Consider the following 21,742-nt stretch of genomic DNA (forward strand, 5'->3'; position numbering starts at 1 on the left):
TACAAAATGAGTCTGGAAATTATTCCAGACTCATTTTTTTGTGTCTACAGCAATTAAACAATCTAATATAAAAATAAAGATAAAAACTTCCGATATTAACTGTCGGAAGTTTTCAATATTCATAATAGATTTTATTTGACTGCTCCGCCTGTTACACCTTCTACGTAGTATTTCTGCATGAAGATGAAGAGAAGAGTGATTGGGATAGCGATGATAATCGCTCCAGATGTAAAAGGCAAGAACCATTTATTGATGGCATCCTTATTAAGCATTTGGAAAAGTCCTAAAGCGACTGTGTATTTTTCCTTGACATCGCCTAGAATGACAGAGGCAAAGATGAAGTCAACCCAAGGTCCCATGAAAGCCATAAGCGCTGTATAAACGATAATTGGTTTTGACAGCGGCAGTGTGATAGTCCGGAAGATTTGGAAGCGGGTAGCTCCGTCGATCATAGCGGATTCGTCCAAAGAATATGGGATAGTATCAAAGAAACCTTTAGCAATATAGAAACCTAGAGCAGCCCCAGCTGAATAAACCAGAATCAGTGAAGTCAGGGTTTGTGTCAAATTGAGTGCTTTCAAGATGTAGTAAACCGCAATCATAGACATGAAGCCTGGGAACATGTTAAGTACCAGAGCCAGCTTGAGGAAACGATTTTTATGCTTGAATTTGATACGGCTGAGTGAGTAAGCCATACCCACAGTAATCAAAGTAGACAGGATACAGGTCGCTGTGGCAACAATCAGGGTATTCATAAACCACTGAAGAAAAGGATACGTGTTGTTATTAAACAGTCTGATATAGTTGTCAAGAGTATAGGTCTTAGGGAAGAAGTAAGGGACCGCATTAGAACCTTCACCACGGAAGCTGGTCAGAAAAATCCAGATAATCGGCGTTAGCCAGATGAGTGCTAAAACAGCCAGTAAGACATAAATCCCTAATAAACTGAGTTTTTTTCTATTTTTCATTATTTAGCAGTTCCTTCCTTGAATGATGCGGATCTAGTATAGGCTAAGAGACTGAAGGCTGCAGAGATTGCAAAGATCAGTATACCGATAACAGATGCCAGATTGTAGTCCTTGGCTGAAACGGTCAGTTTATAGAGCCAGGTAACCAAGAGGTCAGTTGAGCCTGCCTGATAGTAGGAAGAGTTAGTAGGTCCACCGCCTGTCAGGAAGTAGATAACGTTGAAGTTGTTAATGTTTCCGATAAACTGTTGGATAAGTGATGGCGCCATAATCAAGAGAATTTGAGGGAAAGTAATGCTCTTGAAGATTTGAAGCTTGCTAGCTCCATCAATTTCAGCAGCCTCGATTTGCTCGCTAGGTAGGTTCATGATAATCCCAGTCGCTACCAGCATGGTAAATGGAATACCAATCCACATATTGACAAGGATGATGGAGAACTTAGCCCAAACAGGGTCACTCAAGAATGGAATTGGATGCTGAATGAGATGCAGGCTTTGCAATAATCCGTTCAAAGGTCCATTGTCATTCAGGAAGTTGCGCATCAAGAGCAGTGATACAAATTGCGGTACAGCAATAGTGATAACGAAGAGCGTGCGCCAAACTTTCTTGTACTTGAGGCCTTTGGTATTGAGCAAGAGAGCTAAAACGATACCGAAGAAGAAAGTAGTAGCTGTTGCAGCAACCGCCCAAATCAAGGTCCAGCCTAAAAGTGGGAAGAAGGTGCTAGCCATACGACCTGAGAAAACATCACCAAAGCTAGAGAAGCCAACCCAGTCAAAGAGTGACTTAGGAGCTGGATGCTTATGGTCAAAGTTAGTAAAGGCCAAACAGATCATATAGATCAGAGGCAAGATGGTAAAGAGCAGTACTCCGATAAGAGGGATGCTCATTAGGCCCATGTGAAAGCGGCCGTCAGCCAACGTCTTAAAGTCCTCAACGAAGTTAGGAATCTTCTGACCAGACTGCTTGAGGGCCATCAAGTGACGAGCACTTTTCAGATTACACCAGTAGATATAGGCGAAGACCGCACAGAAGATGAGAGAAGCAAGTCCAAAAATCAGCATCAGCATAGAGTTGTCACCCGCTACTTGAACGGTGATTTCCAAGCCGTTAACTTTTTTTATAGCCTCTCCTTGCTCTTGAGTTCCCAATGTAATCATGCCGCCAATGGCTGGTATGATTTGGACTGCAAAAGCAATCAGGAAAGCAATTTCTGAGAAGAGGAAGAGCAGACCCTTTATAAATTGTTTGTTTACAAGGTTGCTCAGTCCCATTACCAGAAAAGAGAGTTTGACATCCCAAGTTCCCTCTTTAAAGACCTGAACCATGGATGCATTGTCATAGGATGACTGAGTCATAGTATTCTCCTTATATTTACAAAGAAAGAAGTGAGGAGGCTGCCCTCCTCACTTCAATGCTTATTTTTATTCGTTTGAGTATTATTTAGCTGCTGCTAAATCTTTATCAAACTGTTGTAATTTTGCGAGGTATTGATCTTCACCAAATTTACCGTTGTAAGCATCGCTGAGGATTGCAGCACTTTCAGTCCAGAAGACAGACATTTGGCTAAGTTTAGGCATAACTGTTGTGTAGGTATCAGAAGATCCCATTGTGATAACAGCTTGTGCCAAGGCATCTTTCTTCACATCTTCAGACTCTTGTACTTCTTTGTTAGCTGGGATGATGTGACGTCCTTCAAACTTGAATTGGTTTTCTTGGCTTTCTTTGCTAGTAAGCACTTGAGCCAGTTTGTAGCTTGCTGCGATACGGTCAGTGTCGCCGTTTGAAGGTGTTTGGTTAACTGCGTAAAGTTTTACACCAAGGAAGGCTTTTTGTTGAACGTCTTGTCCACCGATGTTAACAGTTGGGTAAACAGAGATACCAAGATTGTCTTTGCCGACAGCTTTTTCAGCAGCTGCGTAGTCCCATGGACCTGATTGGAAAGCGTCAACTGAACCATCTTCAAATTTAGCAAGAAGGTTAGAAGCATCTACGTTTACAAAACCGCTGTTATTCTTTTGAGCTGCGATGAACTTCAGAACGTTCACACCGGCTTCGTTACCCCAGTTTGTTCCGTCTACTTGCTCACCATCTTTACCAAAGAGAGTGTCGCCAACAGAAAGGAAGAGTGGAGCAGTGATGTATCCATTAGCCTCTTTCAAGTTTCCACCAAATTTAGCTTTAGAAGTGATGGTTTCATAAGACTTAACATCATCAGCGGAAAGTTTTGACTTGTTATAGTAGGTTACTTGTGATTCGATACCGTATGGGAAAGCATAAGTTTTACCTTTATACTGAGCACCAATCGCTGCTTGTTCCGTATCGTTTTTCTTGATTTCTTCTGCCATATTAGAAGGAACTTCTTGGATAGCTCCAGCTTCAACTAATTTACCAAGTTGGTCATGTGGCAGAGAGAAAACATCGGCAGCAGTACTAGCATCTTTTGTCAGATTTTCCTGAGCGTTTGGATCTTCCATTTCGACTACGTCAACCTTGTAGCCTGATTCTTTCTCGAACTTGCTAACTGTATCAGAGTAAGAATCTTTAGCACCAGTTGGCACCCAAAGTTTCAAGGTCTTGCTATCGGCTTTAGAAGAAGAGCTCTCCTTGCTACTATTCGAGCTACAAGCTGCTAACAGCGTTCCTGCAGCCAGCAAGCTGACACTGCCTAATACCACTTTTTTCCATGTTTTCATTCCTATTTCCTCCCGGAATTTTTATTTACAATCCTATTATGCAACCGTTTGCAATTTTTGTCAAGCCTTTTTTTGAAATTTTTTTAAAAATATATTAATTTTTCTAAAATTTTTCTATTTTATTTCTGTTTATTTAATCAAAGCCTATTAAAATGGCTGTGCAATCGCTTGCTTGATTTTTGCATAGAAAACGCTTTATTATGGAGAGGATTTTGTCTCATTCGCAATATATTTTTGGTACTTGTATGAAGAGATGAAGAGAAGTTGTTGTTCAGAATTATCTATGAAAGGAATTCAACTTATGATTTTCTAATAATCTAGTGTCTACCTGTTGAATACTCCCCTTTTCTGCTATAATAGACCTATGAACAAGCTAATCCAATCAAAGCTGGAACTGTTGCCGACCAGTCCCGGCTGTTACATTCACAAAGACAAAAACGGTGCCATTATCTATGTCGGAAAAGCCAAGAATCTTCGTAATCGGGTTCGTTCTTATTTCCGTGGCAGTCATGACACCAAGACGGAGGCTCTGGTTTCCGAGATTGAGGATTTTGAGTTTATTGTCACCGAGTCTAATATTGAGGCTTTGCTTCTGGAGATTAATCTAATCAAGGAAAACAAGCCTAAGTACAATATCATGCTCAAGGACGATAAGTCCTATCCTTTTATTAAGATTACCAATGAGACCTATCCGCGCCTGATTATCACGCGCCAAGTCAAAAAGGATGGCGGACTTTATTTTGGTCCATATCCGGATGTTGGTGCTGCCAATGAAATCAAGCGACTTTTAGATCGGCTCTTTCCTTTTCGTAAGTGTACCAATCCACCTGAGAAGGTTTGTTTTTACTACCATCTGGGGCAGTGCAAGGCCCACAGTATTTGCCAGGTAGACAGCCAGTATTTCAAAGAGCTGACTCAGGAGGTTGCGGCTTTTCTCAAGGGCCAGGATGACCAGATTATTGAGGATTTGCGGGGGAAAATGGCTGTCGCAGCGCAAGCTATGGAGTTTGAAAAGGCAGCAGAGTACCGCGACTTGATTCAGTCCATTGGTACGCTGCGAACCAAGCAGCGGGTCATGGCCAAGGATTTGCAAAATCGTGATGTCTTTGGCTACTATGTGGATAAGGGCTGGATGTGTGTACAGGTCTTCTTTGTCCGCCAGGGCAAGTTAATCGAGCGTGACGTCAATCTTTTTCCTTATTACAATGATCCAGACGAAGATTTCCTGACCTATATTGGACAATTTTATCAGGAAAAATCTCACCTCAAGCCCAATGAAATTTTGATTCCAGCAGATATTGACGAAGAAGCTGTACGGGCCATGGTGGATACCAAGGTGCTTAAGCCCCAGCGAGGCGAAAAGAAACAGCTGGTCAATCTGGCTATCAAAAACGCCCGAGTTAGTCTTCAGCAGAAATTTGACCTCTTGGAGAAATCTATTGAAAAGACTCAAGGTGCAATTGAAAATTTAGGGCAGCTCCTTAACATTCCAACGCCTGTTCGTATTGAGTCTTTTGATAACTCCAACATCATGGGGACCAGTCCTGTATCAGCTATGGTGGTCTTTGTCAATGGTAAACCAAGTAAGAAAGACTATCGCAAGTATAAGATTAAGACTGTGGTAGGCCCGGATGATTACGCAAGTATGCGTGAGGTCATCAAGCGGCGCTATAGTCGGGTGATTCGGGATGGACTGACTCCGCCTGATCTGATTGTCATTGACGGTGGACAGGGCCAGGTTAATGTCGCTAAAGAAGTTATTCAGGACCAGTTGGGATTGGATATCCCCATCGCTGGACTGCAAAAAAATGACAAGCACCAGACCCATGAACTGCTCTTTGGTGACCCTCTGCAGGTTGTAGAATTATCCCGGAATTCGCAGGAATTTTTCCTGCTTCAGCGTATCCAAGATGAAGTCCACCGCTTCGCCATCACCTTCCACCGCCAGCTCCGGTCTAAAAATTCCTTCTCATCGCAGCTAGATGGCATTGAAGGCTTGGGACCAAAACGCAAGCAAAATCTTATGAAACACTTCAAATCTCTAACCAAGATTAAAGAAGCCAGTGTTGACCAAATCGTCGAAGTCGGCGTACCACGAGCAGTGGCAGAAGCAGTGTGGGCTAAATTAAATCTAGTAGATCAGCAGAAAACTTCCTTGCCTGAAGTAGCAGAGCCACAGGTGGATTTAGAATAGACAAATCTCATATAAGGACAGTGTTTGCAGAATTTTTTTAATAATTAGGAAAAAATTAACAGAAATGGATGGTCTATTATAATGCCTATAATGTTTGACAATAAAATAATTTTGTATTATAATATGTCTATTCTTTATTAATAGGAGACAGTAATGAGAAAAATTATTACAGCTAGTGTAGCGCTTTTATCGGTTATAACTTTAGCAGCATGTTCTGGAAAAACAACATCAGATTCTTCTGAAAAAGCTTCAAGTTCTGTAGAAAAAAAATCTACTTCAAAGAGTAAATCAAGTAGCTCTGAAACTTCATCAAAAACAGCTAGTTCAGATGTAGAAATCCCAGAAATTGTTCTTTTGACAGATGAAGAAATCGACAATGCTAAAACAATTGGTGACATGAAAGCTCTCTTTAGTAAGTTGATTGATAATTATAAAAAGTACATTGATGAAATTGGGAACAAAGTACCTGAGGCTGGGAAAGAAGCATACAATCAACAAGTAGAACCAGCTATTCAATCTATGGAAACTTCAAGAGAAACTTTTAATGAAACGCTCTCAAGTGCTGGTTCAGATGATACAGAAATTCCAGAACAAAATCGTGCTCTATTTGCTCAGCAATTGAAAACAGGACGTGATGCTATGAAGAAGGCTATTGAAGGGGCTTATAAAGCTCTTGGTCAGCTTAAATCTGGACAATAATATTAACAAAGCAGGTAAGAATCACCTGCTTTTTTTGTAGCAAAATGTAAAATAGATGGAAATTTAAGTGACTTAAAAGATAAGATTGAATCAAAAAATTTTTAAATAAAATATTGTTTATACTCAATTATAAATAAAAATAGGCATAATTTAAGCATTTCTAATAATGATTTAGTGAAATTTATGAAAGGAAAAAAACTGCAAACTCTTACAAAATATGATAAAATGAAGCTAGTATATTTAGAAAAGGATGCAACTTATGAAATTTCTAGAACTCAACAAAAAGCGTCATGCAACCAAGCGTTTTAACGACAAACCTGTGGATCCAAAGGATGTGCGCACAGCGATTGAAATTGCAACGTTGGCACCCAGTGCCCACAATAGCCAGCCATGGAAGTTCGTTGTGGTGCGGGAGCGTAATCATGCTCTAGCTGAGACAGCTTTCGGTGGAAATGTGGACCAGATTAAGGAAGCACCAGTGACCATTGCCCTCTTTACGGATACAGATTTGACCAAGCGGGCTCGCAAGATTGCGCGTGTTGCTGGAGTTAAGAATTTCTCTGATGAGCAGCTCCAATTTTACATGCAAAATCTGCCAGCTGAGTTTGCTCGCTATAGTGAACAGCAAAAGAGCGATTATTTATCTCTCAATGCTGGTCTGGTAGCCATGAATCTTGTTTTAGCTCTGACTGACCAAGGTATCGGCTCGAACATCATCTTAGGTTTCGATAAATCTAAGGTTAATGAGGNTTTAGAAATTGATGAGCGTTTTCGTCCGGAACTCTTGATTACTGTTGGTTATACAGATGAAAAACTAGAACCTAGTTATCGTTTGCCGGTTGATGAAATCATTGAGAAACGTTGATATAAAAGCGTTTACGATTTAATTCATATTTGAAATGATTTAAATCGAATTGGAAATTGGGGTGAAATAATGACAATTGATTTTAAAGCGGAAGTTGAAAAACGCAGAGAAGCTCTCTTAGCTGACCTGTTTAGTCTTTTGGAAATCAACTCAGAGCGGGATGATTCCAAGGCAGATAAGGAACATCCTTTTGGACCTGGACCTGTTCAAGCTCTGCATAAGTTTTTAGAAATCGCTGAGCGCGATGGCTATGAAACCAAGAACGTGGACAATTATGCTGGTCACTTTACTTTTGGTGAGGGTGAGGAGGAACTAGGTATTTTTGCTCACATGGATGTAGTCCCTGCTGGAAGTGGTTGGAATACAGATCCTTACAAACCTGAAATCATTGATGGCAAACTTTATGCGCGTGGTTCATCTGATGATAAAGGTCCAACCATGGCTTGTTACTATGGTTTGAAAATCATCAAAGACTTGGGATTGCCAGTGTCTAAGCGCGTGCGTTTTGTGGTGGGGACAGATGAGGAATCTGGTTGGCAAGACATGGACTATTATTTCAAGCATGTTGGTCTGCCTGAGCCAGACTTTGGTTTCTCACCTGATGCGGAATTTCCAATCATTAACGGTGAAAAAGGGAATATCACTGAGTACCTCCATTTTGGAAATGACAACACTGGGAATGCTAAACTTCATAGCTTTACAGGTGGTCTCCGTGAAAATATGGTGCCAGAGTCTGCAACAGCAGTTGTATCTGGACAATTACCAGATCTTGCTGGTCTCTTAGATGCCTTTGCCAAGGAACACAAACTTCAGTATGAAATCTCAACTGTTGATGAAGAAACCTATACCGTTACAATCATTGGTAAATCTGCCCATGGATCAACTCCCGAAGATGGGATCAATGGTGGGACCTATTTGGCCCTTTTGTTGAACCAATTTGACTTTGGTGGTGCTGCCAAGTCTTATCTGGAAGTGGCAGCTCGATTACTGCACGAGGACTTTGCTGGCGAGAAGTTAGGAATTGCTTATACAGATGCTAAAATGGGCTCTCTCAGCATGAATGCTGGTGTCTTCCATTTTGATAGTGCCAAGGCTGACAATACCATTGCTCTGAACATCCGTTACCCTCAAGGTACTGATCCGAAATCGATTCAAACCGGTCTTGAAAAAGTTGCTGGTGTTGTGTCAGTAAGCCTATCTGAGCATGGACACACTCCGCACTATGTACCAGCAGATGATGAATTGGTAGCAACTCTTTTGAGTGTTTACGAAAAACAAACGGGTCTCAAAGGACACGAGCAAGTTATTGGTGGTGGAACCTTTGGCCGTCTTTTGAAGCGCGGTGTGGCTTTTGGGGCTATGTTCCCAGACTATGTCAACACTATGCACCAAGCCAATGAATTTACAGATGTAGAAGACCTTTTCCGTGCTGCGGCCATTTACGCGGAGGCTATCTACGAGCTAATCAAATAAAAAAGAAGAACTCGTTTGGCCTTGCTGGATGAGTTTCTTTTCAAGGAGCTGTCATGCAAACAATAGAGGATATTGCCAAGACCATCATGGCTGATTCAGAAAATCAAGAATTTACGGAGCAGGGAATCAAGCCACTCTTTGCGGCACCTAAGAATGCTCGGATTAACATTGTTGGTCAAGCGCCGGGGCTGAAAACTCAGCAGGCAGGGCTTTACTGGAAGGACAAGAGTGGTGACCGGCTGAGAGAATGGCTGGGTGTCGATGAAGAGACTTTTTATCATTCTGGATACTTTGCGGTTTTGCCCATGGATTTTTATTTTCCGGGGCATGGGAAGTCTGGAGATTTACCACCTCGTAAGGGCTTTGCCGAAAGGTGGCATCAGCCGATTTTAGAGCTTTTGCCAGATATTGAGCTGACCATTTTGATTGGTCAGTATGCACAGAAATATTATCTGCATCAAACAGGAAATATCAAGCTGACTGAGACAGTTCAGCATTATCAAGACTATCTACCTGATTTTTTCCCACTGGTCCACCCATCGCCCCGCAACCAAATCTGGATGGCTAAAAATCCTTGGTTTGCAGAGCAGGTTGTGCCAGACTTGCAAGCGCTGGTACAAAAGATTATTCATCAATAAAGGGGAAAAACTATGGATGCTTATCAACAAGTAGCTACCAAGTTGCAAGAGTTGGGAATCACCTTTGATGTGGTGGAGCACCCTCCTGCATTTACGACAGAGCAGGCAGATAGCTATATTGAAGGCATGGAAGGTGTTCGGACTAAGTCCATGTTTTTGACCAATAAGAAGAAAACTCAGTACTATCTGCTCATCATGGACGACAAGAAACGATTGGATATGGATGACTTTAAAGTTCAAGTGGGAGCCGATCGGATTCGCATGGCTTCATTGGACTCCTTGGCTAAGAAAATGAACCTACCAGCAGGAACGGTATCGCCTTTTGGTCTGCTCAATAATGAGGAGAAGGATATTCAAGTTTATTTTGATAAAGAAATTATCGACGAAGAACGCATGACTTTCCATCCTAATACTAATGAAAAGACTATCTTTATCTCTACACAGGATTTGTTCAAATTTTTGCAAGATTTAGGCTACTCTTACCAAGTGCTGGAGCTTTAACTAACCGTTCTGCTGTGATAGAGTAGTACTATCCAGCTGCTCTCTCAGATTGTCAAACCTAGCGTCTTGTCCCTATACCTTGACCTTGCAGGAATATCTGACAGATTTTTTGAAAAGTCTCAGCTTAGAATGCTAAACTTTGTAGAAAGCGAGGTGATTCTATGGAAACGATGAAAGCTATAGTCATTTACGAAGCAGGTGGTCCAGAAAAGCTTCTGATGGAAGAAAGACAGATTCCACAACTTCAAGAAGGCTGGACCTTGGTCAAGGTCAGAGGATTTGGGATTAACCACTCGGAGATTTTTACTCGCGAGGGCTTATCGCCTAGTGTCACCTTCCCTCGGATTTTAGGCATTGAGTGTGTTGGCCAAGTTGCCGAGACGACTCGAGCAGATTTAAAGATTGGCCAGAAAGTGGTTTCCATCATGGGTGAAATGGGGCGAGCTTTTGACGGTTCTTATGCTGAGTATGTCCTCTTGCCGAACAATCAAATTTATACAGTTGAGACCAATCTGACCTGGACTGAGCTGGCAGCAGTACCAGAGACCTATTATACTGCTCTAGGCTCTATGAAAAATCTGCGCATTGAGCCCAATGACAAGATTTTAGTCCGAGCTGCTACTAGCGGTGTCGGTTTGGCCTTTGCTCGTCTGGTCAAGGCACAGTTTCCAGACACACATATCGTGGGCTCGGTCAATAGCGGTTCCAAACAGTTTCTACTCAAGCACCAAGCCTACGACGATATCATCATAGACCAGGATGGCCGACTGGAAACAGAGGATAAGTTTGACAAAATCCTTGAGTTGGTCGGTCCGGCAACTGTCAAGGATTCTTTTGACCATATCGCAGAGGGCGGGATTATCTGTGTGACCGGCCTCTTAGGTGGGCAATGGGAACTGGCAGGTTTCAATCCAATTGAGGAAATTAAAAATAACAGTTTTCTGACAAGTTTTCACTCAGCTCATGTGAGCCAAGATTTGATGGATGAATTATTTGACTATATTGACCGCTATCAGGTCAATGTTACACCAAGGCGTGTCTTTTCCCTAGAGCAAGTGCCCAAAGCTCATGCTTTTATAGAGGGGACGGCAGGTTTTGGAAAAATTGTGATTATGAATGAATAGGAGAAAAAGAATGCAAAAAATTAGTGCGAAAGATTTATATGACAAATTGCAGGCAGAAGAACTGCAGTTGATTGATGTCCGCGAGGTGGACGAATTTACAGCTGGACATGTCTCTGGAGCTCTGAATCTGCCTCTCAGCAGCTTGCCGGAGAATTATGGGCAATTAGATAAACAAATCCCCTGCCATATCATCTGCCAAAAAGGCGGCCGCTCAGCGCGTGCCTGCGAATTTTTGGAAGCCAAGGGTTACCAAGTAACCAATGTCGAAGGAGGAGTGGAAGCTTTTCCTGCTAAATTGACGTTGTGACAAGCGATTAAGAAGTGCAAATGCCGGAATAGATTGAATTTCCGGCCCTTTTTTTGTATACTATAGTAGTATAATAATTTAAGGATAGGAGAATATCTATGTCAAAAGAAGATTGGCTTGAATATTTTGAAGCCGTTAATGGACGCTCGGCTACAGAGGAAGAAATTGCTCAAGCTTTGGCTGCTGGAGAATTTGTTGAGGCTGAACAGGTAAGTGCGGAGCGAACGCCTAGTCAAGCTAGCCCAGCTTCATCAAGCTTTGAACAGCCACAAAACTTCCAACAGCCTTTTGCTCAGCAGGCTTCTCAACAATATCAAGAAGTTCCTCAGCAACAAGCAAATCCAAATCAATTTGCTAATCAGGGACAAGCTTATCAGCAACAAGGATTTCAGCAAGCGAACCCCTTTGCTGGACAGCCTCAGTCTTCTGGTCCGCAAGCTTATCAGAACAACCCACAGCAAGGACAGTTCAATTCACAAGTACCTCAACAAGGACCGCAGGCTTATTACAGTCAGCAACCTCCTCATCCCAACGAGTTTTCTAAAACAATGAAAGGTTTCTGGACTTGGCTTGTTTCAGCTTGGAAATCACCGACATCTGAAGTTGAGAGCAGTAAGGTGAATGGCTACCTATCTCTAGGTTTGACAGTGTTCTTTTTTGCTATTGTTGCAAACTCCAACGTATACAGTATCATCAATATGTTTAGGGTATACAGTTATAGTTTGTATGACTTTGTTCCGTCTCTTAATTTCAAAGTCTTCTTTGTTTCCCTGATAGCAGCGGCTCTCTTCCTTTTTTCTATTATTTTAGGCGGTTTTGTTGTGAAGCGTTTGGTCTACCAGGATAGAAGTTTTACCTTCAACAAGGCTTTTGATTGGTACGGTCGACTTTATGCTATAGTTCTTCCATTTATTGCTGTTTCAGCTCTGTTTGCTCTGTTGGGTATTATTCATTTATCTTTGTTCTTCACATGGATTGGTCTTTTGTTGATTGGAGTTGGAGCGACCTTTGCTTTGATTTATTCTAAGACAAACAACTCTATGGATCCTTTTTATAAATATCTATTGGCCATTCTTATCAATGGTGTGATTACAATTATCTTCTCTTTCATCGCTTTTTCTCTACTAACTAGTATCGCAATGATGTAATCTTGGAGGAGATTTATGGCAACAAAAGAAAAATGGGTTGATCTCTTTGAAAAAGTAATTGGTCGAAAACCAACTGCAAGTGAGTTCCAAGCCGGCAAACAATCTAACTTTGATCCAAAAAAGATTAAGGAGATTGCAGGCGAAGCAGAGGAAGTAACCACAGATACTTCATCAGTAGAAAATACTACTGATGAAGCTTCTGATAATCAAGATATTGTTCAGGAGACACCTTCTGAAGATTCTGTCACAGAAGAATCGGTTCAACCCTCTTCTCAAGATGAGAAGCAAGGCGCGTTTGAATCTAGTCAATATGAAGAACTTCGTAAGAATTGGCTGCAAGCTTTTGAAAATAATATTGGTCGAAAACCTACCAAAGAAGAATTTGCAGAAGCTAAGAGTCAAGGATTCTCTAACTTGCCTATTCGGTCTGAACTGCTCGACTCGCAATTACCACAGAAACCGGTAAAAAAGGCTAAAAAGAGAATATCAAAGAAGCAAGCAATCATGATTGGGGCTCCAACCGTTTTAGTTGCCGCTTTGATTGGAGTTTTCTTCTATTTAAACTCTATAACTGGAGTTAAAGTGGTCACAGACCATTTTGCAAAAGCCGTCTCTAGTAAAGACTTCGATGAAGTGGCAAGTCTTCTTTCTACTCAATCCGATAAGTGGACACGCGCGGAAGCAAGAGCTTTAGTTGAGCACCTAGAGAGCCAGGAGATTAATCTCGAAACTGAGCTCGATAACATTGTTGAGTCAAATGGTAAGTCTGCTTATATTGATGACAACAATAATAAGATTTTAGGTGTTACTGAAAAGAGTAAGAAATTTGGTATTTTCCAGGAATATCAAATGGTTTCCTATCCAGTTAAAGTTAAAGTCAATACTAATTTGGATAATGCTACCATTAAACCTGGTGAGAAAAAAACTATTACTCTTAAAAAAAATACAGACACTGAATTGGGTGAATATCACTTCATCAAACAAGACTTTACTCTCAAAGGTAAGACGGATGTTGGAGATGTAGAAAGTAAGGTTCAGCTTGATTTAGCTACGGCTAAGGATAATGAAATCAAACTGGATCTCAAGTCTGAAAAGAAACAACTAAAAATTACTATGCCTTCTGAAACTTCAAAAGCAACAGATATTAAAATCGTTGTTAATGGTAAAGAAAGTGGTAGCAGTTTGACCCCTGAGCTGCAGCTTGTTCCTTATCAAGAACTTGAAATTTATGCTAAGTTTACTATCTCTGATACTACCTTTACTACCAATAAAGAGACAGTAATTGTGGAAGATGATACTACTAATGTGAAATTATCGCTTCCTAAGGAAGTGGTTTCTAAGATTAGAGAAAAGAACGAAGAAGCGAAAAAGGTTGAGGCTCAAAAGGCAAAAGTCTCTACTTTCCTTAATGACTACCGCAGTGCTGTTTTCAGCTCTGTTTCTAACAGAAGCAACAACTATTCTCAATACTACGATACCTCTAGTGCTGTATATCGAGAAATGGTTGAGTGGACCACTGGTGGTGGTGTTAAGAAAGCAAAAATTAACTATTATGAGCCAGGAGCTTTGGATATCCGCGAAATCAAGGAAGAAAATGGTTCCTATATCGTGACAACATATGAAGACTATACTGTCCACTATACCGATAGCACTCCAAATAGTGTAAATCGTAAAAATAAGACTTATTACTTGAAACCTAGCGGGGATTCTTTTGTAATCTATAATCTTGAAGTTTCAGAAGGTTGATATTATGACAATGAAATACAGTAAACTAATTTTTCTTGCGGCATCTGTTCTTGTTCTAGGCGCGTGTTCGTCTGGTAAAGACACTACTGGAGATAGCTCTGATAAACAAGCGGCTAGCTCAACTAGTACAGTTAAGAAACAAGATGCTGAAAATGGCAAAAACTCTAGCCAAGATACGACAACATCTTCAGATAGTGCTGATACTAAAAAGGAGCAAAATCACGAGGCCAAAACTCTTGATCAAAATGTTTCTTATAACGGCAGCTACTACAGTGTCAAAGGGAAATATGATGAGATTCTTGTTGTCAACAAACACTACCCTTTGTCTCCTTCCTATAACCCAGGTGAGAATGCGACTGCTAAAGCTGAATTGCTCAAACTGATTGCAGACATGCAGGCGCAAGGCTATGCCATTAGCGACCAATACAGTGGTTTCCGTAGCTATGATACTCAGACAGAACTCTATCAAAACTATGTCAATCAGGATGGTAAGGCAGCTGCAGACCGCTATTCGGCTCGGCCGGGCTACAGCGAGCACCAGACTGGTTTGGCATTTGACTTGATTGACAAGAATGGTAATCTCGTACAAGAAGCTGGAGCAAGTCAGTGGCTTTTAGACAACGCCTATAAATACGGTTTTATCGTTCGCTATCTAGAGGGTAAGGAAGGTTCAACTGGCTATATGCCTGAAAGCTGGCATCTGCGCTATATTGGTCAAGAAGCCAAGGAAATTGTTCAATCAGGCAAATCTTTAGAAGAATATTTCGGCATTACTGGTGGAGGCTATGAAGATCAGTAGTCACATCATCCATTAGAAGGAGGAAGAAAATGAAATTTTTTGTTACCAATCCCAATAATGATTTTGCAGAAACACCTGTGCAAGAAGAAGGCAGAATCATCCATCATCTGCATCTTGCTAAAGGAAAAGAAGTACCAGAGCACAGCGCTGATGCACTAGTAACAGTTGTTTGTTTGTCGGGAGATGTAAGCTTTTCTGCTGGCGAACAAACCGTTCGGTTAGTGGCAGGTTCCTTTTTGACGATGGAGCCCAATGAGCCACACAGCTTGGTCGGGGAGGAAGATAGCCACCTCTTGGTTATCAAACAACTCAAATATTAATAAATTCAAAATACTAGAAGCTGGAATAAATGCTTCTAGTATTTTTTACTACTTTTTAACACTTATTCATTTCTGTAAATAAAAACCCATAAGAAAGGGATTCATAAGCAGATTCTTTGATTCTTAAAACAAACTTAAGATAAGCTTAAAAAAGGCTTAAGATAANCTTAAAATAAACTTAAATAAAAAATCGAAATGAGAGGGTGAGAAGTTTTTATAAATAAACAATAAAAATAATTTACACTATGTAAACCAAATTATAAACATTTTTCTATTATTTTAGTTCGTTAAAAATAAGATTNTATAGATATTTAAAGCTAAAAAATAGAAAAATAAACAAAAAAACGAACTATAAAAAATTACCCATAAAAATAATTTACACCTTGTTAACTAAAATGCTTGCATTCAAAAATTTCTTGTGCTATAATTCGTCTTGAGGGTGAGATATGCATAAAAAAGTATTTTCGAGCATATTGACTTCTTTATTTCTAAATTAAATGCTATAAAAACATTTATGTGCAACCTTTAATCAGGTGGATTCACTAACTAGTGATTCGTTTTTTTGCGTTTGATAATGATGGAGCAGTCAACTGTCAGCTGGCAGTATTTTCGTGAAATTCTTTTTTATGAAGTTGTGCACAAAAAATAAATTCCCCCCCCACAAAAAAATAAAGTGATGTTGGTCACTTTGGAGGTTTAATTAATATGAACAATCGTTTCAGACTCTTATCAAGATCTGTTGTAGCGGCTGCGGCTATTATTCCAGCATTTGCTCTTGCGAATAATGCTCAGGCTCAAGATTATGGCTATAACTACTATCAACCAGGTTATAATTACTGGAATGGTGGTTACAACAATTATAACTATGGTTATAACAACTATAATTACCGTAACAACCGCAACTACCGTTACAACAATTACAACTATGGTTACAATAACTACAATTATGGCTATAACAACTATAACTACGGATATAACTACGGTTACAATGGCTATAATTATGACTATGGTTATAATAACTATTATCCAGGCTATAACAACTGGAATTATAACTATAGCAACAACTACGGATACAATGGTTGGAATAACTACAACAATCTGGCAAATGATGAGAATTATATTTACTGGAATGGTAACCATTACTACCGTATGACAGATGGTTCTTACCGTATCTATCGTGATGGTGAGTGGAAGCCACTGACAAATACTAACAATAACAGCACATCCAATAACAATCTGGAAAACGATCCACATTATCGTTATGAAAATGGTTATCATTACTATGTATTGGATAATGGCGACTATTACTACTATCAAAATGGTAAGTGGGTATTTGTTAAGGATTCTACTGATAACTCTACTAATCCAACAACTCCAAGTCAGCCGGAAGAACCAAAACCAGAAGTTCCAACGCCGACTCCAGCGGAACCAGAACAACCAACGCCAGCTCCTACTGATAAACCAGATGAGCCTACTACACCAGCAGAACCAAAACCAGAGGTACCAAGTGTTGATTTGCCGGAAAATCCTCCAATTAATGGTGCAGAAGGCGACCTCAATCCATTTGCTCCGAAACCAGAGCAACCAGCAGAACCAAAACCAGAAACTCCAACAAGACCTGATGTACCAGAGACTCCTGGTTTGGTAACAACTGATAAACCAAGTGAAGATCAAATCCCGCCGTATGTTGAAAAACCAGCAGAAGGTCTTGAACATTTGACATGGGCACCGAATGGACGAGCTCCAAAAATCATCTACCCAACTGGAAAACCAGGTGACAAGGCTCTCGAGTCAGATCCTAACTATTACTTTGATGGTTCAACCCATTATTACCGTATACCATCTGACTCAGAAGCAAATGGATACTCTCCATATTGGAAATGGTTTGGTGACAAATGGAAACTTCAAGGTATGACTGATCCAAACGATCCAGCTCTTGATCCAAAACTTCATGAAAACACTGCTGATGATGAATACATGTACAGTGATAAAGACTCTAGCGTGAAATTGTACTCAACTAACCTAGTGACAACTGCTAAAGCTGGTCAGCCGCTTCCATTCAAGAACGTTGAAGAGTTCAAGAACTACGTTATCGAAAAGATGAATCCTAAGTTCCTTGATAACGCAGGATGGGATGCCAAAGTTGAATGGGAAATCGAAGATCCAGAAATCTTTGAAAAAACCAAAGAAAACCCATATGCTAAGGATTATGTCTTGATTGCAAACCTTAAGAGTGGTGTTGAGGATAAGAAATACAGTGATGTAGAATTTGGTTATGTTAAGTTTGTTTACCGTGTTGAAGCAACAAACGATACAAACTATGACTATGTTTCAAAAGCTAAAGAAGCTTTCGCTAAAATCAATGAAGAGCGTAAAGCTCAAGGCTTGAAAGAGTTGACTTGGTCAGAAGACATTTATCAAAATCAAGCACTTCCAAAAGTAAATGAAATCTCACGTCAATATGATAGCTCAGGCTTTGTTGGACGTCGTGATGAAGATCCATCTGTTGTCGTTAAGAAATGGGCTAACAGCGGTCTGAGAGAATTGCTTCTTGATCCTAACGTAACTGAAGGGGCAGTAGCGACAGTTGTAGACGGAAACGGTGTTTACTACTGGGCATACAGCTATAAATAATAAGGAATTTTATTCTTAAACATCTGTGTTCTTAATCTTTGGTTGCATATAAACCATACTCCAAAAGTTAGATTTTCATCGTCTGACTTTTGGAGTTTTTTTGTTGAATTAACTAGGAAGCAAAAGTAGCGGTTGTGGATAGATTTTAAAGTTTAAAAAGGCGAAAAGAAATTTTGAGTACAAAAAAAGCACCGATTGGTGCTTATGATTATTTGAGACCGTATTTTTTGTTGAAACGATCCACACGTCCATCTGCTTGAGTGAACTTTTGACGTCCAGTGTAGAATGGGTGTGAGTCTGATGAAATTTCTACACGGATCAATGGGTAAGTTTCCCCTTCAAATTCAACTGTTTCGTTTGAACGCTTAGTTGAACCACTAAGGAACTGGTAGCCGGTAGAAGTGTCCATGAAGACAACTGGGCGGTATTCTGGATGAATATCTTTTCTCATTTTACAAAAATTTCCTTTCTGCCATGGTCTCTTTGCGAGCCATAGATTAGTTACTTTGATAGTTTATCAAATTCTGATTGATTTGACAAGACTTTTAGACTAATTTCTTACTTTTTTGCCAATTCTTTCATCTCGGTGTAGATTTGCTCTATTTCTGCCTTTGAAAATGCATTGGCTCCGCTGGCTAAGGGGTGTCCACCGCCGTGATGATTTTTAGCAATACCGTTGATAGGAATAACCTTGCTGCGCATGCGGACACGATAGTGCCCGTCTGGTTGCTCAACAAAGATAGCCCACAGACCGACTTCTTCAATTCGTCCAGGTGCCCCGACAATGGCCGCAGTATCAGCATCGGTCAATTGATAGGCTTGTAAAACTTCCTGAGGCAGAATGACCCGCGCAGTACCATTTTCATCTATTTCCAATTGCTCATAGACATAGCCTTGCAGTTTAGCGACTTGGTGGCTGATAGAGTCCATTTTGCGAGACAAGGCTGATAAGTCGAAATCATATTGACGCAGCTTGGCAGCTACTTCGAATGTGCGGGCGCTAGTGGAAGGATAAAGGAAGCGACCAGTGTCACCGATGATACCAGCATAGAGGAGTTCTGCAGCTTCCTTGCTCAAGTCTAAGTTATTTTCAAAGGCAAAGAGAGCAATCATTTCACTGGCACTGCTAGAGCTTGTATCAACTAGAGAAATATCTCCGTAAACCTCATCATCAGGATGATGATCGATTTTGATGAGGAAGTCGCCTGTTGTGTAGCGTTGATCATCAATGCGAGCTGTATTAGCGGTGTCACAGACGATAACTAAGGCCTCTTGGTATTCTTCGTCTGTAACTTGGTCCATTTGCGCCAACCACATGAGATTGGGCTCATTGTAGCCTGTTGTTTTGATTGTTTTTTCTGGAAAATGGTACTGAAGCAGCTTTTGCAGTCCGACCTGACTGCCAAGAGCATCAGGATCTGGCCGCATATGGCGATGGATAATAATAGTATCGTATTCTTTGATCTTACTTAAAATATCATGATAAAGAGTCATAAATAACCTCGTCAACTTTCTTTACCCATTGTAGCATAAGAGTTTTTATTTTTAAAATAAAAAAGATATGATATAATGAGAGCAGATTAGAATTTGGAGGAAACTATGACCTTAGCGAAAATTGTATTTGCCAGCATGACTGGAAACACCGAGGAAATTGCTGATATTGTGGCGGATAAGCTAAGAGACCTGGATGTAGAAGTTGAAGTGGACGAGTGCACCACTGTCGATGCAGAAGATTTCTTGGAAGCAGATATTGCGATTGTAGCGACCTATACCTATGGTGATGGTGAGCTACCTGATGAGATGATGGACTTCTACGAAGACTTGTCCGGATTGGATTTGTCTGGCAAGGTCTACGGAGTGGTCGGTTCGGGTGATACTTTCTATGATGAATTCTGCAAGGCTGTTGATGACTTTGATGCTGCCTTTGCTGCTACAGGAGCGGTGAAGGGTGCAGAAAGCGTTAAAGTAGACCTATCTGCGGAAGATGATGATATTGGACGCTTGGAAGCTTTTGCAGAAGGCTTGGTTAATAAAGTTTAAAGTGATAAATAGAGGAAACGGCTGCGGCCGTTTTTATTTTGCGAAAGTGTTATTTTCTGACAATTCTCATGATTAGGAGTATAATATAGGTAAGCGCTATCCATCAGATAAAGGAGGAGTCCCTATGAAAGAACGCGACTATGCCTTTGGCTTTCATGATGATGTCAAGCCGCTCTTTTCGACTGGTAAAGGACTGACAGAAGAAGTAGTTCGAGAAATCTCAGAAATCAAGAATGAGCCCCAGTGGATGCTGGACTATCGTCTGCGCTCCTTGGAACTCTTTCATAAGCTGCCGATGCCCGACTTTGGCCCTGATTTGTCAGGGATTCGCTTTGATGATGTTATCTACTACCAGAAGCTAAGCGGAGATCGGGCTCGCAGTTGGGATGAAGTCCCAGAAGAGATTAAGAAAACCTTCGACCGCTTGGGAATTCCAGAATCTGAGAAGCGCTTTCTATCTGGAGCTGTGGCTCAGTATGAATCTGAAGTGGTTTATCACAATATGAAGGAAGAGTTTGCCAAGCTGGGGATTATTTTCACTGATACGGATACGGCTGTTCAGGAATATCCGGACTTGGTCAAGCAGTATTTTGGTACTGTGATTTCAAATGCTGAGCATAAATTTTCTGCGCTTAATAGTGCAGTTTGGTCCGGCGGAACCTTTATCTATGTGCCCAAGAACGTCCAGTGCCAAGTTCCTGTTCAGACCTATTTTCGAATCAATGGTGAAAACGCTGGCCAGTTTGAGCGCTCTTTGATGATTATCGAGGAGGGGGGCTCTATCCAGTATATTGAGGGCTGTACAGCACCGACTTACACAAGCAATAGTCTTCATGCTGCAAATGTCGAAATCATTGTCAAAAAGGATGCCTTTTTCCGCTATACGACCATTCAAAACTGGTCGGACAATGTCTATAACCTCGTAACGGAGAGGGGGATTGTTGAAGAAGGCGGCACCTTGGAGTGGATTGATGGTAACTTAGGCAGCAAGGTCAATATGAAATATCCTTGTAGCATTCTTAATGGCCGTAATGCAAGGACTTCTGTCCTCTCTATGTCCTTTGCCAACTATGGTCAGCACTTGGATGCTGGCTGTAAGGTCTTCCATAATGCACCCAAGACTTCCAGTACCTTGATTTCTAAATCAGTGGCCAAGGATGGCGGCAAGACAGACTATCGTGGCCAGGTTCGCTTTGGTAAGAATAGTGCTGGCTCCAAATCTCATATCGAGTGTGATACCATTCTGATGGATGGTGAGTCCAGTTCTGACACCATTCCTTTTAATGAAATCCATAATTCAAATGTAGCGCTAGAGCATGAAGCCAAAGTTTCCAAAGTGTCTGAGGATCAGCTCTACTACCTGATGAGCCGAGGCATCAGTGAAGAAGAAGCCACAGCTATGATTATCAACGGATTTATGGAACCCATTACTAAGGAACTTCCAATGGAATACGCCGTCGAACTCAACCAACTCATCAACATGAGTATGGAAGGCTCAGTTGGTTAAAAAGGTCCTGTGGACCTTTTTAATCTGCTGATGAGAACTCGCAAAAGCGAGTTCCCTTTAATCTAAGGTTCGGGGTACTGTTT

General features: G+C 40.9%; 20 protein-coding genes. 15 read left to right on the forward strand and 5 right to left on the reverse strand.

From position 1 onward, the window contains the following. Nucleotides 1-131: 131 nt before the first annotated feature. The 3 genes from D8877_RS05260 to D8877_RS05270 all read right to left on the reverse strand — a co-directional run bounded on the left by D8877_RS05260 (nucleotide 132) and on the right by D8877_RS05270 (nucleotide 3,664). Nucleotides 132-968 (reverse strand): sugar ABC transporter permease, encoded by an 837-nt coding sequence (locus D8877_RS05260; RefSeq protein WP_002904608.1) that lies wholly within the window; start codon nucleotides 966-968, stop codon nucleotides 132-134. Beyond that, nucleotides 968-2,326 (reverse strand): carbohydrate ABC transporter permease, encoded by a 1,359-nt coding sequence (locus D8877_RS05265; protein ID WP_002904606.1) that lies wholly within the window; start codon nucleotides 2,324-2,326, stop codon nucleotides 968-970. Before D8877_RS05265 ends, D8877_RS05260 begins: the two co-directional genes overlap by 1 nt. A gap of 81 nt (nucleotides 2,327-2,407) precedes the next feature. Further along, nucleotides 2,408-3,664, reverse strand: a complete 1,257-nt coding sequence (locus D8877_RS05270; protein ID WP_125352632.1) for an extracellular solute-binding protein — start codon at nucleotides 3,662-3,664, stop codon at nucleotides 2,408-2,410. A gap of 364 nt (nucleotides 3,665-4,028) precedes the next feature. Here D8877_RS05270 and uvrC point away from each other — a divergent pair, with 364 nt between their 5' ends. The 13 genes from uvrC (at nucleotide 4,029) to D8877_RS05340 (ending at nucleotide 18,112) form a co-directional block, all read left to right on the forward strand. Next, nucleotides 4,029-5,858, forward strand: coding sequence for an excinuclease ABC subunit UvrC (gene uvrC / locus D8877_RS05275; RefSeq protein ID WP_125352634.1), 1,830 nt, complete (start codon nucleotides 4,029-4,031; stop codon nucleotides 5,856-5,858). Between the two features lie 153 nt (nucleotides 5,859-6,011). Beyond that, the gene (locus D8877_RS05280) at nucleotides 6,012-6,557 is read left to right on the forward strand and encodes a hypothetical protein (protein WP_002915030.1); all 546 of its coding nucleotides are present in this window, start codon (nucleotides 6,012-6,014) and stop codon (nucleotides 6,555-6,557) included. A gap of 259 nt (nucleotides 6,558-6,816) precedes the next feature. Continuing rightward, nucleotides 6,817-7,422: a nitroreductase family protein gene (locus D8877_RS05285; protein ID WP_125352636.1), complete on the forward strand. Its 606-nt coding sequence runs from the start codon at nucleotides 6,817-6,819 to the stop codon at nucleotides 7,420-7,422. Between the two features lie 69 nt (nucleotides 7,423-7,491). Next, nucleotides 7,492-8,895: a dipeptidase PepV gene (gene pepV / locus D8877_RS05290; RefSeq protein WP_125341444.1), complete on the forward strand. Its 1,404-nt coding sequence runs from the start codon at nucleotides 7,492-7,494 to the stop codon at nucleotides 8,893-8,895. Between the two features lie 53 nt (nucleotides 8,896-8,948). Next, nucleotides 8,949-9,533: a uracil-DNA glycosylase family protein gene (locus tag D8877_RS05295; RefSeq protein WP_125341445.1), complete on the forward strand. Its 585-nt coding sequence runs from the start codon at nucleotides 8,949-8,951 to the stop codon at nucleotides 9,531-9,533. Nucleotides 9,534-9,545: 12 nt separating this feature from the next. After that, nucleotides 9,546-10,034, forward strand: coding sequence for a prolyl-tRNA synthetase associated domain-containing protein (locus D8877_RS05300; protein ID WP_125341446.1), 489 nt, complete (start codon nucleotides 9,546-9,548; stop codon nucleotides 10,032-10,034). 161 nt (nucleotides 10,035-10,195) lie between these two features. Beyond that, nucleotides 10,196-11,158 carry a zinc-binding alcohol dehydrogenase family protein gene (locus tag D8877_RS05305; protein ID WP_125341447.1) on the forward strand — a complete coding sequence of 321 codons (963 nt, stop codon included), beginning with the start codon at nucleotides 10,196-10,198 and terminating at the stop codon, nucleotides 11,156-11,158. Continuing rightward, nucleotides 11,151-11,465: a rhodanese-like domain-containing protein gene (locus D8877_RS05310; protein WP_125341448.1), complete on the forward strand. Its 315-nt coding sequence runs from the start codon at nucleotides 11,151-11,153 to the stop codon at nucleotides 11,463-11,465. The genes D8877_RS05305 and D8877_RS05310 overlap by 8 nt, the downstream gene beginning before the upstream one ends. A gap of 98 nt (nucleotides 11,466-11,563) precedes the next feature. Continuing rightward, nucleotides 11,564-12,613 (forward strand): proline-rich domain-containing protein, encoded by a 1,050-nt coding sequence (locus D8877_RS05315; RefSeq protein ID WP_125352638.1) that lies wholly within the window; start codon nucleotides 11,564-11,566, stop codon nucleotides 12,611-12,613. Nucleotides 12,614-12,628: 15 nt separating this feature from the next. Beyond that, complete coding sequence (locus D8877_RS05320) at nucleotides 12,629-14,359, forward strand: TcaA second domain-containing protein (RefSeq protein WP_125352640.1); 1,731 nt, start codon at nucleotides 12,629-12,631, stop codon at nucleotides 14,357-14,359. A 4-nt stretch (nucleotides 14,360-14,363) separates the two neighbouring features. Continuing rightward, nucleotides 14,364-15,158 carry an LD-carboxypeptidase LdcB/DacB gene (gene ldcB, locus D8877_RS05325; RefSeq protein WP_376739361.1) on the forward strand — a complete coding sequence of 265 codons (795 nt, stop codon included), beginning with the start codon at nucleotides 14,364-14,366 and terminating at the stop codon, nucleotides 15,156-15,158. Nucleotides 15,159-15,187: 29 nt separating this feature from the next. Continuing rightward, nucleotides 15,188-15,478: a cupin domain-containing protein gene (locus tag D8877_RS05330; protein WP_002895366.1), complete on the forward strand. Its 291-nt coding sequence runs from the start codon at nucleotides 15,188-15,190 to the stop codon at nucleotides 15,476-15,478. Between the two features lie 705 nt (nucleotides 15,479-16,183). Then, a complete protein-coding gene (locus tag D8877_RS05340; RefSeq protein WP_125352642.1) occupies nucleotides 16,184-18,112 on the forward strand; it encodes a CAP domain-containing protein in 1,929 nt (642 codons plus the stop codon). A 208-nt stretch (nucleotides 18,113-18,320) separates the two neighbouring features. Here D8877_RS05340 and D8877_RS05345 read toward each other — a convergent pair whose 3' ends face one another. Continuing rightward, nucleotides 18,321-18,563, reverse strand: coding sequence for a type B 50S ribosomal protein L31 (locus D8877_RS05345; protein ID WP_002895374.1), 243 nt, complete (start codon nucleotides 18,561-18,563; stop codon nucleotides 18,321-18,323). A gap of 107 nt (nucleotides 18,564-18,670) precedes the next feature. After that, on the reverse strand, nucleotides 18,671-19,606 hold the full coding sequence (locus tag D8877_RS05350; protein WP_125352644.1) for a DHH family phosphoesterase: 936 nt from the start codon (nucleotides 19,604-19,606) through the stop codon (nucleotides 18,671-18,673). Between the two features lie 105 nt (nucleotides 19,607-19,711). On the opposite strand from D8877_RS05350, the gene D8877_RS05355 reads away from it, so the two are divergent. Together D8877_RS05355 and sufB are read left to right on the forward strand one after the other, a co-directional pair. Further along, on the forward strand, nucleotides 19,712-20,152 hold the full coding sequence (locus D8877_RS05355) for a flavodoxin (RefSeq protein WP_125341564.1): 441 nt from the start codon (nucleotides 19,712-19,714) through the stop codon (nucleotides 20,150-20,152). A gap of 124 nt (nucleotides 20,153-20,276) precedes the next feature. Further along, nucleotides 20,277-21,659, forward strand: a complete 1,383-nt coding sequence (sufB, locus tag D8877_RS05360) for a Fe-S cluster assembly protein SufB (RefSeq protein ID WP_125352646.1) — start codon at nucleotides 20,277-20,279, stop codon at nucleotides 21,657-21,659. Nucleotides 21,660-21,742: the final 83 nt, after the last annotated feature.

Source organism: Streptococcus sanguinis (assembly GCF_003943735.1).
Taxonomy (GTDB): Bacteria; Bacillota; Bacilli; order Lactobacillales; family Streptococcaceae; genus Streptococcus; species Streptococcus sanguinis_E.

Coding starts and splice junctions, on each gene's coding strand:
- D8877_RS05260 (WP_002904608.1), bottom strand. CDS start 968: ATGAAAAATAGAAAAAAACTCAGTTTATTAGGGATTTATGTCTTACTG.
- D8877_RS05265 (WP_002904606.1), bottom strand. CDS start 2,326: ATGACTCAGTCATCCTATGACAATGCATCCATGGTTCAGGTCTTTAAA.
- D8877_RS05270 (WP_125352632.1), bottom strand. CDS start 3,664: ATGAAAACATGGAAAAAAGTGGTATTAGGCAGTGTCAGCTTGCTGGCT.
- uvrC (WP_125352634.1), top strand. CDS start 4,029: ATGAACAAGCTAATCCAATCAAAGCTGGAACTGTTGCCGACCAGTCCC.
- D8877_RS05280 (WP_002915030.1), top strand. CDS start 6,012: ATGAGAAAAATTATTACAGCTAGTGTAGCGCTTTTATCGGTTATAACT.
- pepV (WP_125341444.1), top strand. CDS start 7,492: ATGACAATTGATTTTAAAGCGGAAGTTGAAAAACGCAGAGAAGCTCTC.
- D8877_RS05295 (WP_125341445.1), top strand. CDS start 8,949: ATGCAAACAATAGAGGATATTGCCAAGACCATCATGGCTGATTCAGAA.
- D8877_RS05300 (WP_125341446.1), top strand. CDS start 9,546: ATGGATGCTTATCAACAAGTAGCTACCAAGTTGCAAGAGTTGGGAATC.
- D8877_RS05305 (WP_125341447.1), top strand. CDS start 10,196: ATGGAAACGATGAAAGCTATAGTCATTTACGAAGCAGGTGGTCCAGAA.
- D8877_RS05310 (WP_125341448.1), top strand. CDS start 11,151: ATGAATAGGAGAAAAAGAATGCAAAAAATTAGTGCGAAAGATTTATAT.
- D8877_RS05315 (WP_125352638.1), top strand. CDS start 11,564: ATGTCAAAAGAAGATTGGCTTGAATATTTTGAAGCCGTTAATGGACGC.
- D8877_RS05320 (WP_125352640.1), top strand. CDS start 12,629: ATGGCAACAAAAGAAAAATGGGTTGATCTCTTTGAAAAAGTAATTGGT.
- ldcB (WP_376739361.1), top strand. CDS start 14,364: ATGACAATGAAATACAGTAAACTAATTTTTCTTGCGGCATCTGTTCTT.
- D8877_RS05330 (WP_002895366.1), top strand. CDS start 15,188: ATGAAATTTTTTGTTACCAATCCCAATAATGATTTTGCAGAAACACCT.
- D8877_RS05340 (WP_125352642.1), top strand. CDS start 16,184: ATGAACAATCGTTTCAGACTCTTATCAAGATCTGTTGTAGCGGCTGCG.
- D8877_RS05345 (WP_002895374.1), bottom strand. CDS start 18,563: ATGAGAAAAGATATTCATCCAGAATACCGCCCAGTTGTCTTCATGGAC.
- D8877_RS05350 (WP_125352644.1), bottom strand. CDS start 19,606: ATGACTCTTTATCATGATATTTTAAGTAAGATCAAAGAATACGATACT.
- D8877_RS05355 (WP_125341564.1), top strand. CDS start 19,712: ATGACCTTAGCGAAAATTGTATTTGCCAGCATGACTGGAAACACCGAG.
- sufB (WP_125352646.1), top strand. CDS start 20,277: ATGAAAGAACGCGACTATGCCTTTGGCTTTCATGATGATGTCAAGCCG.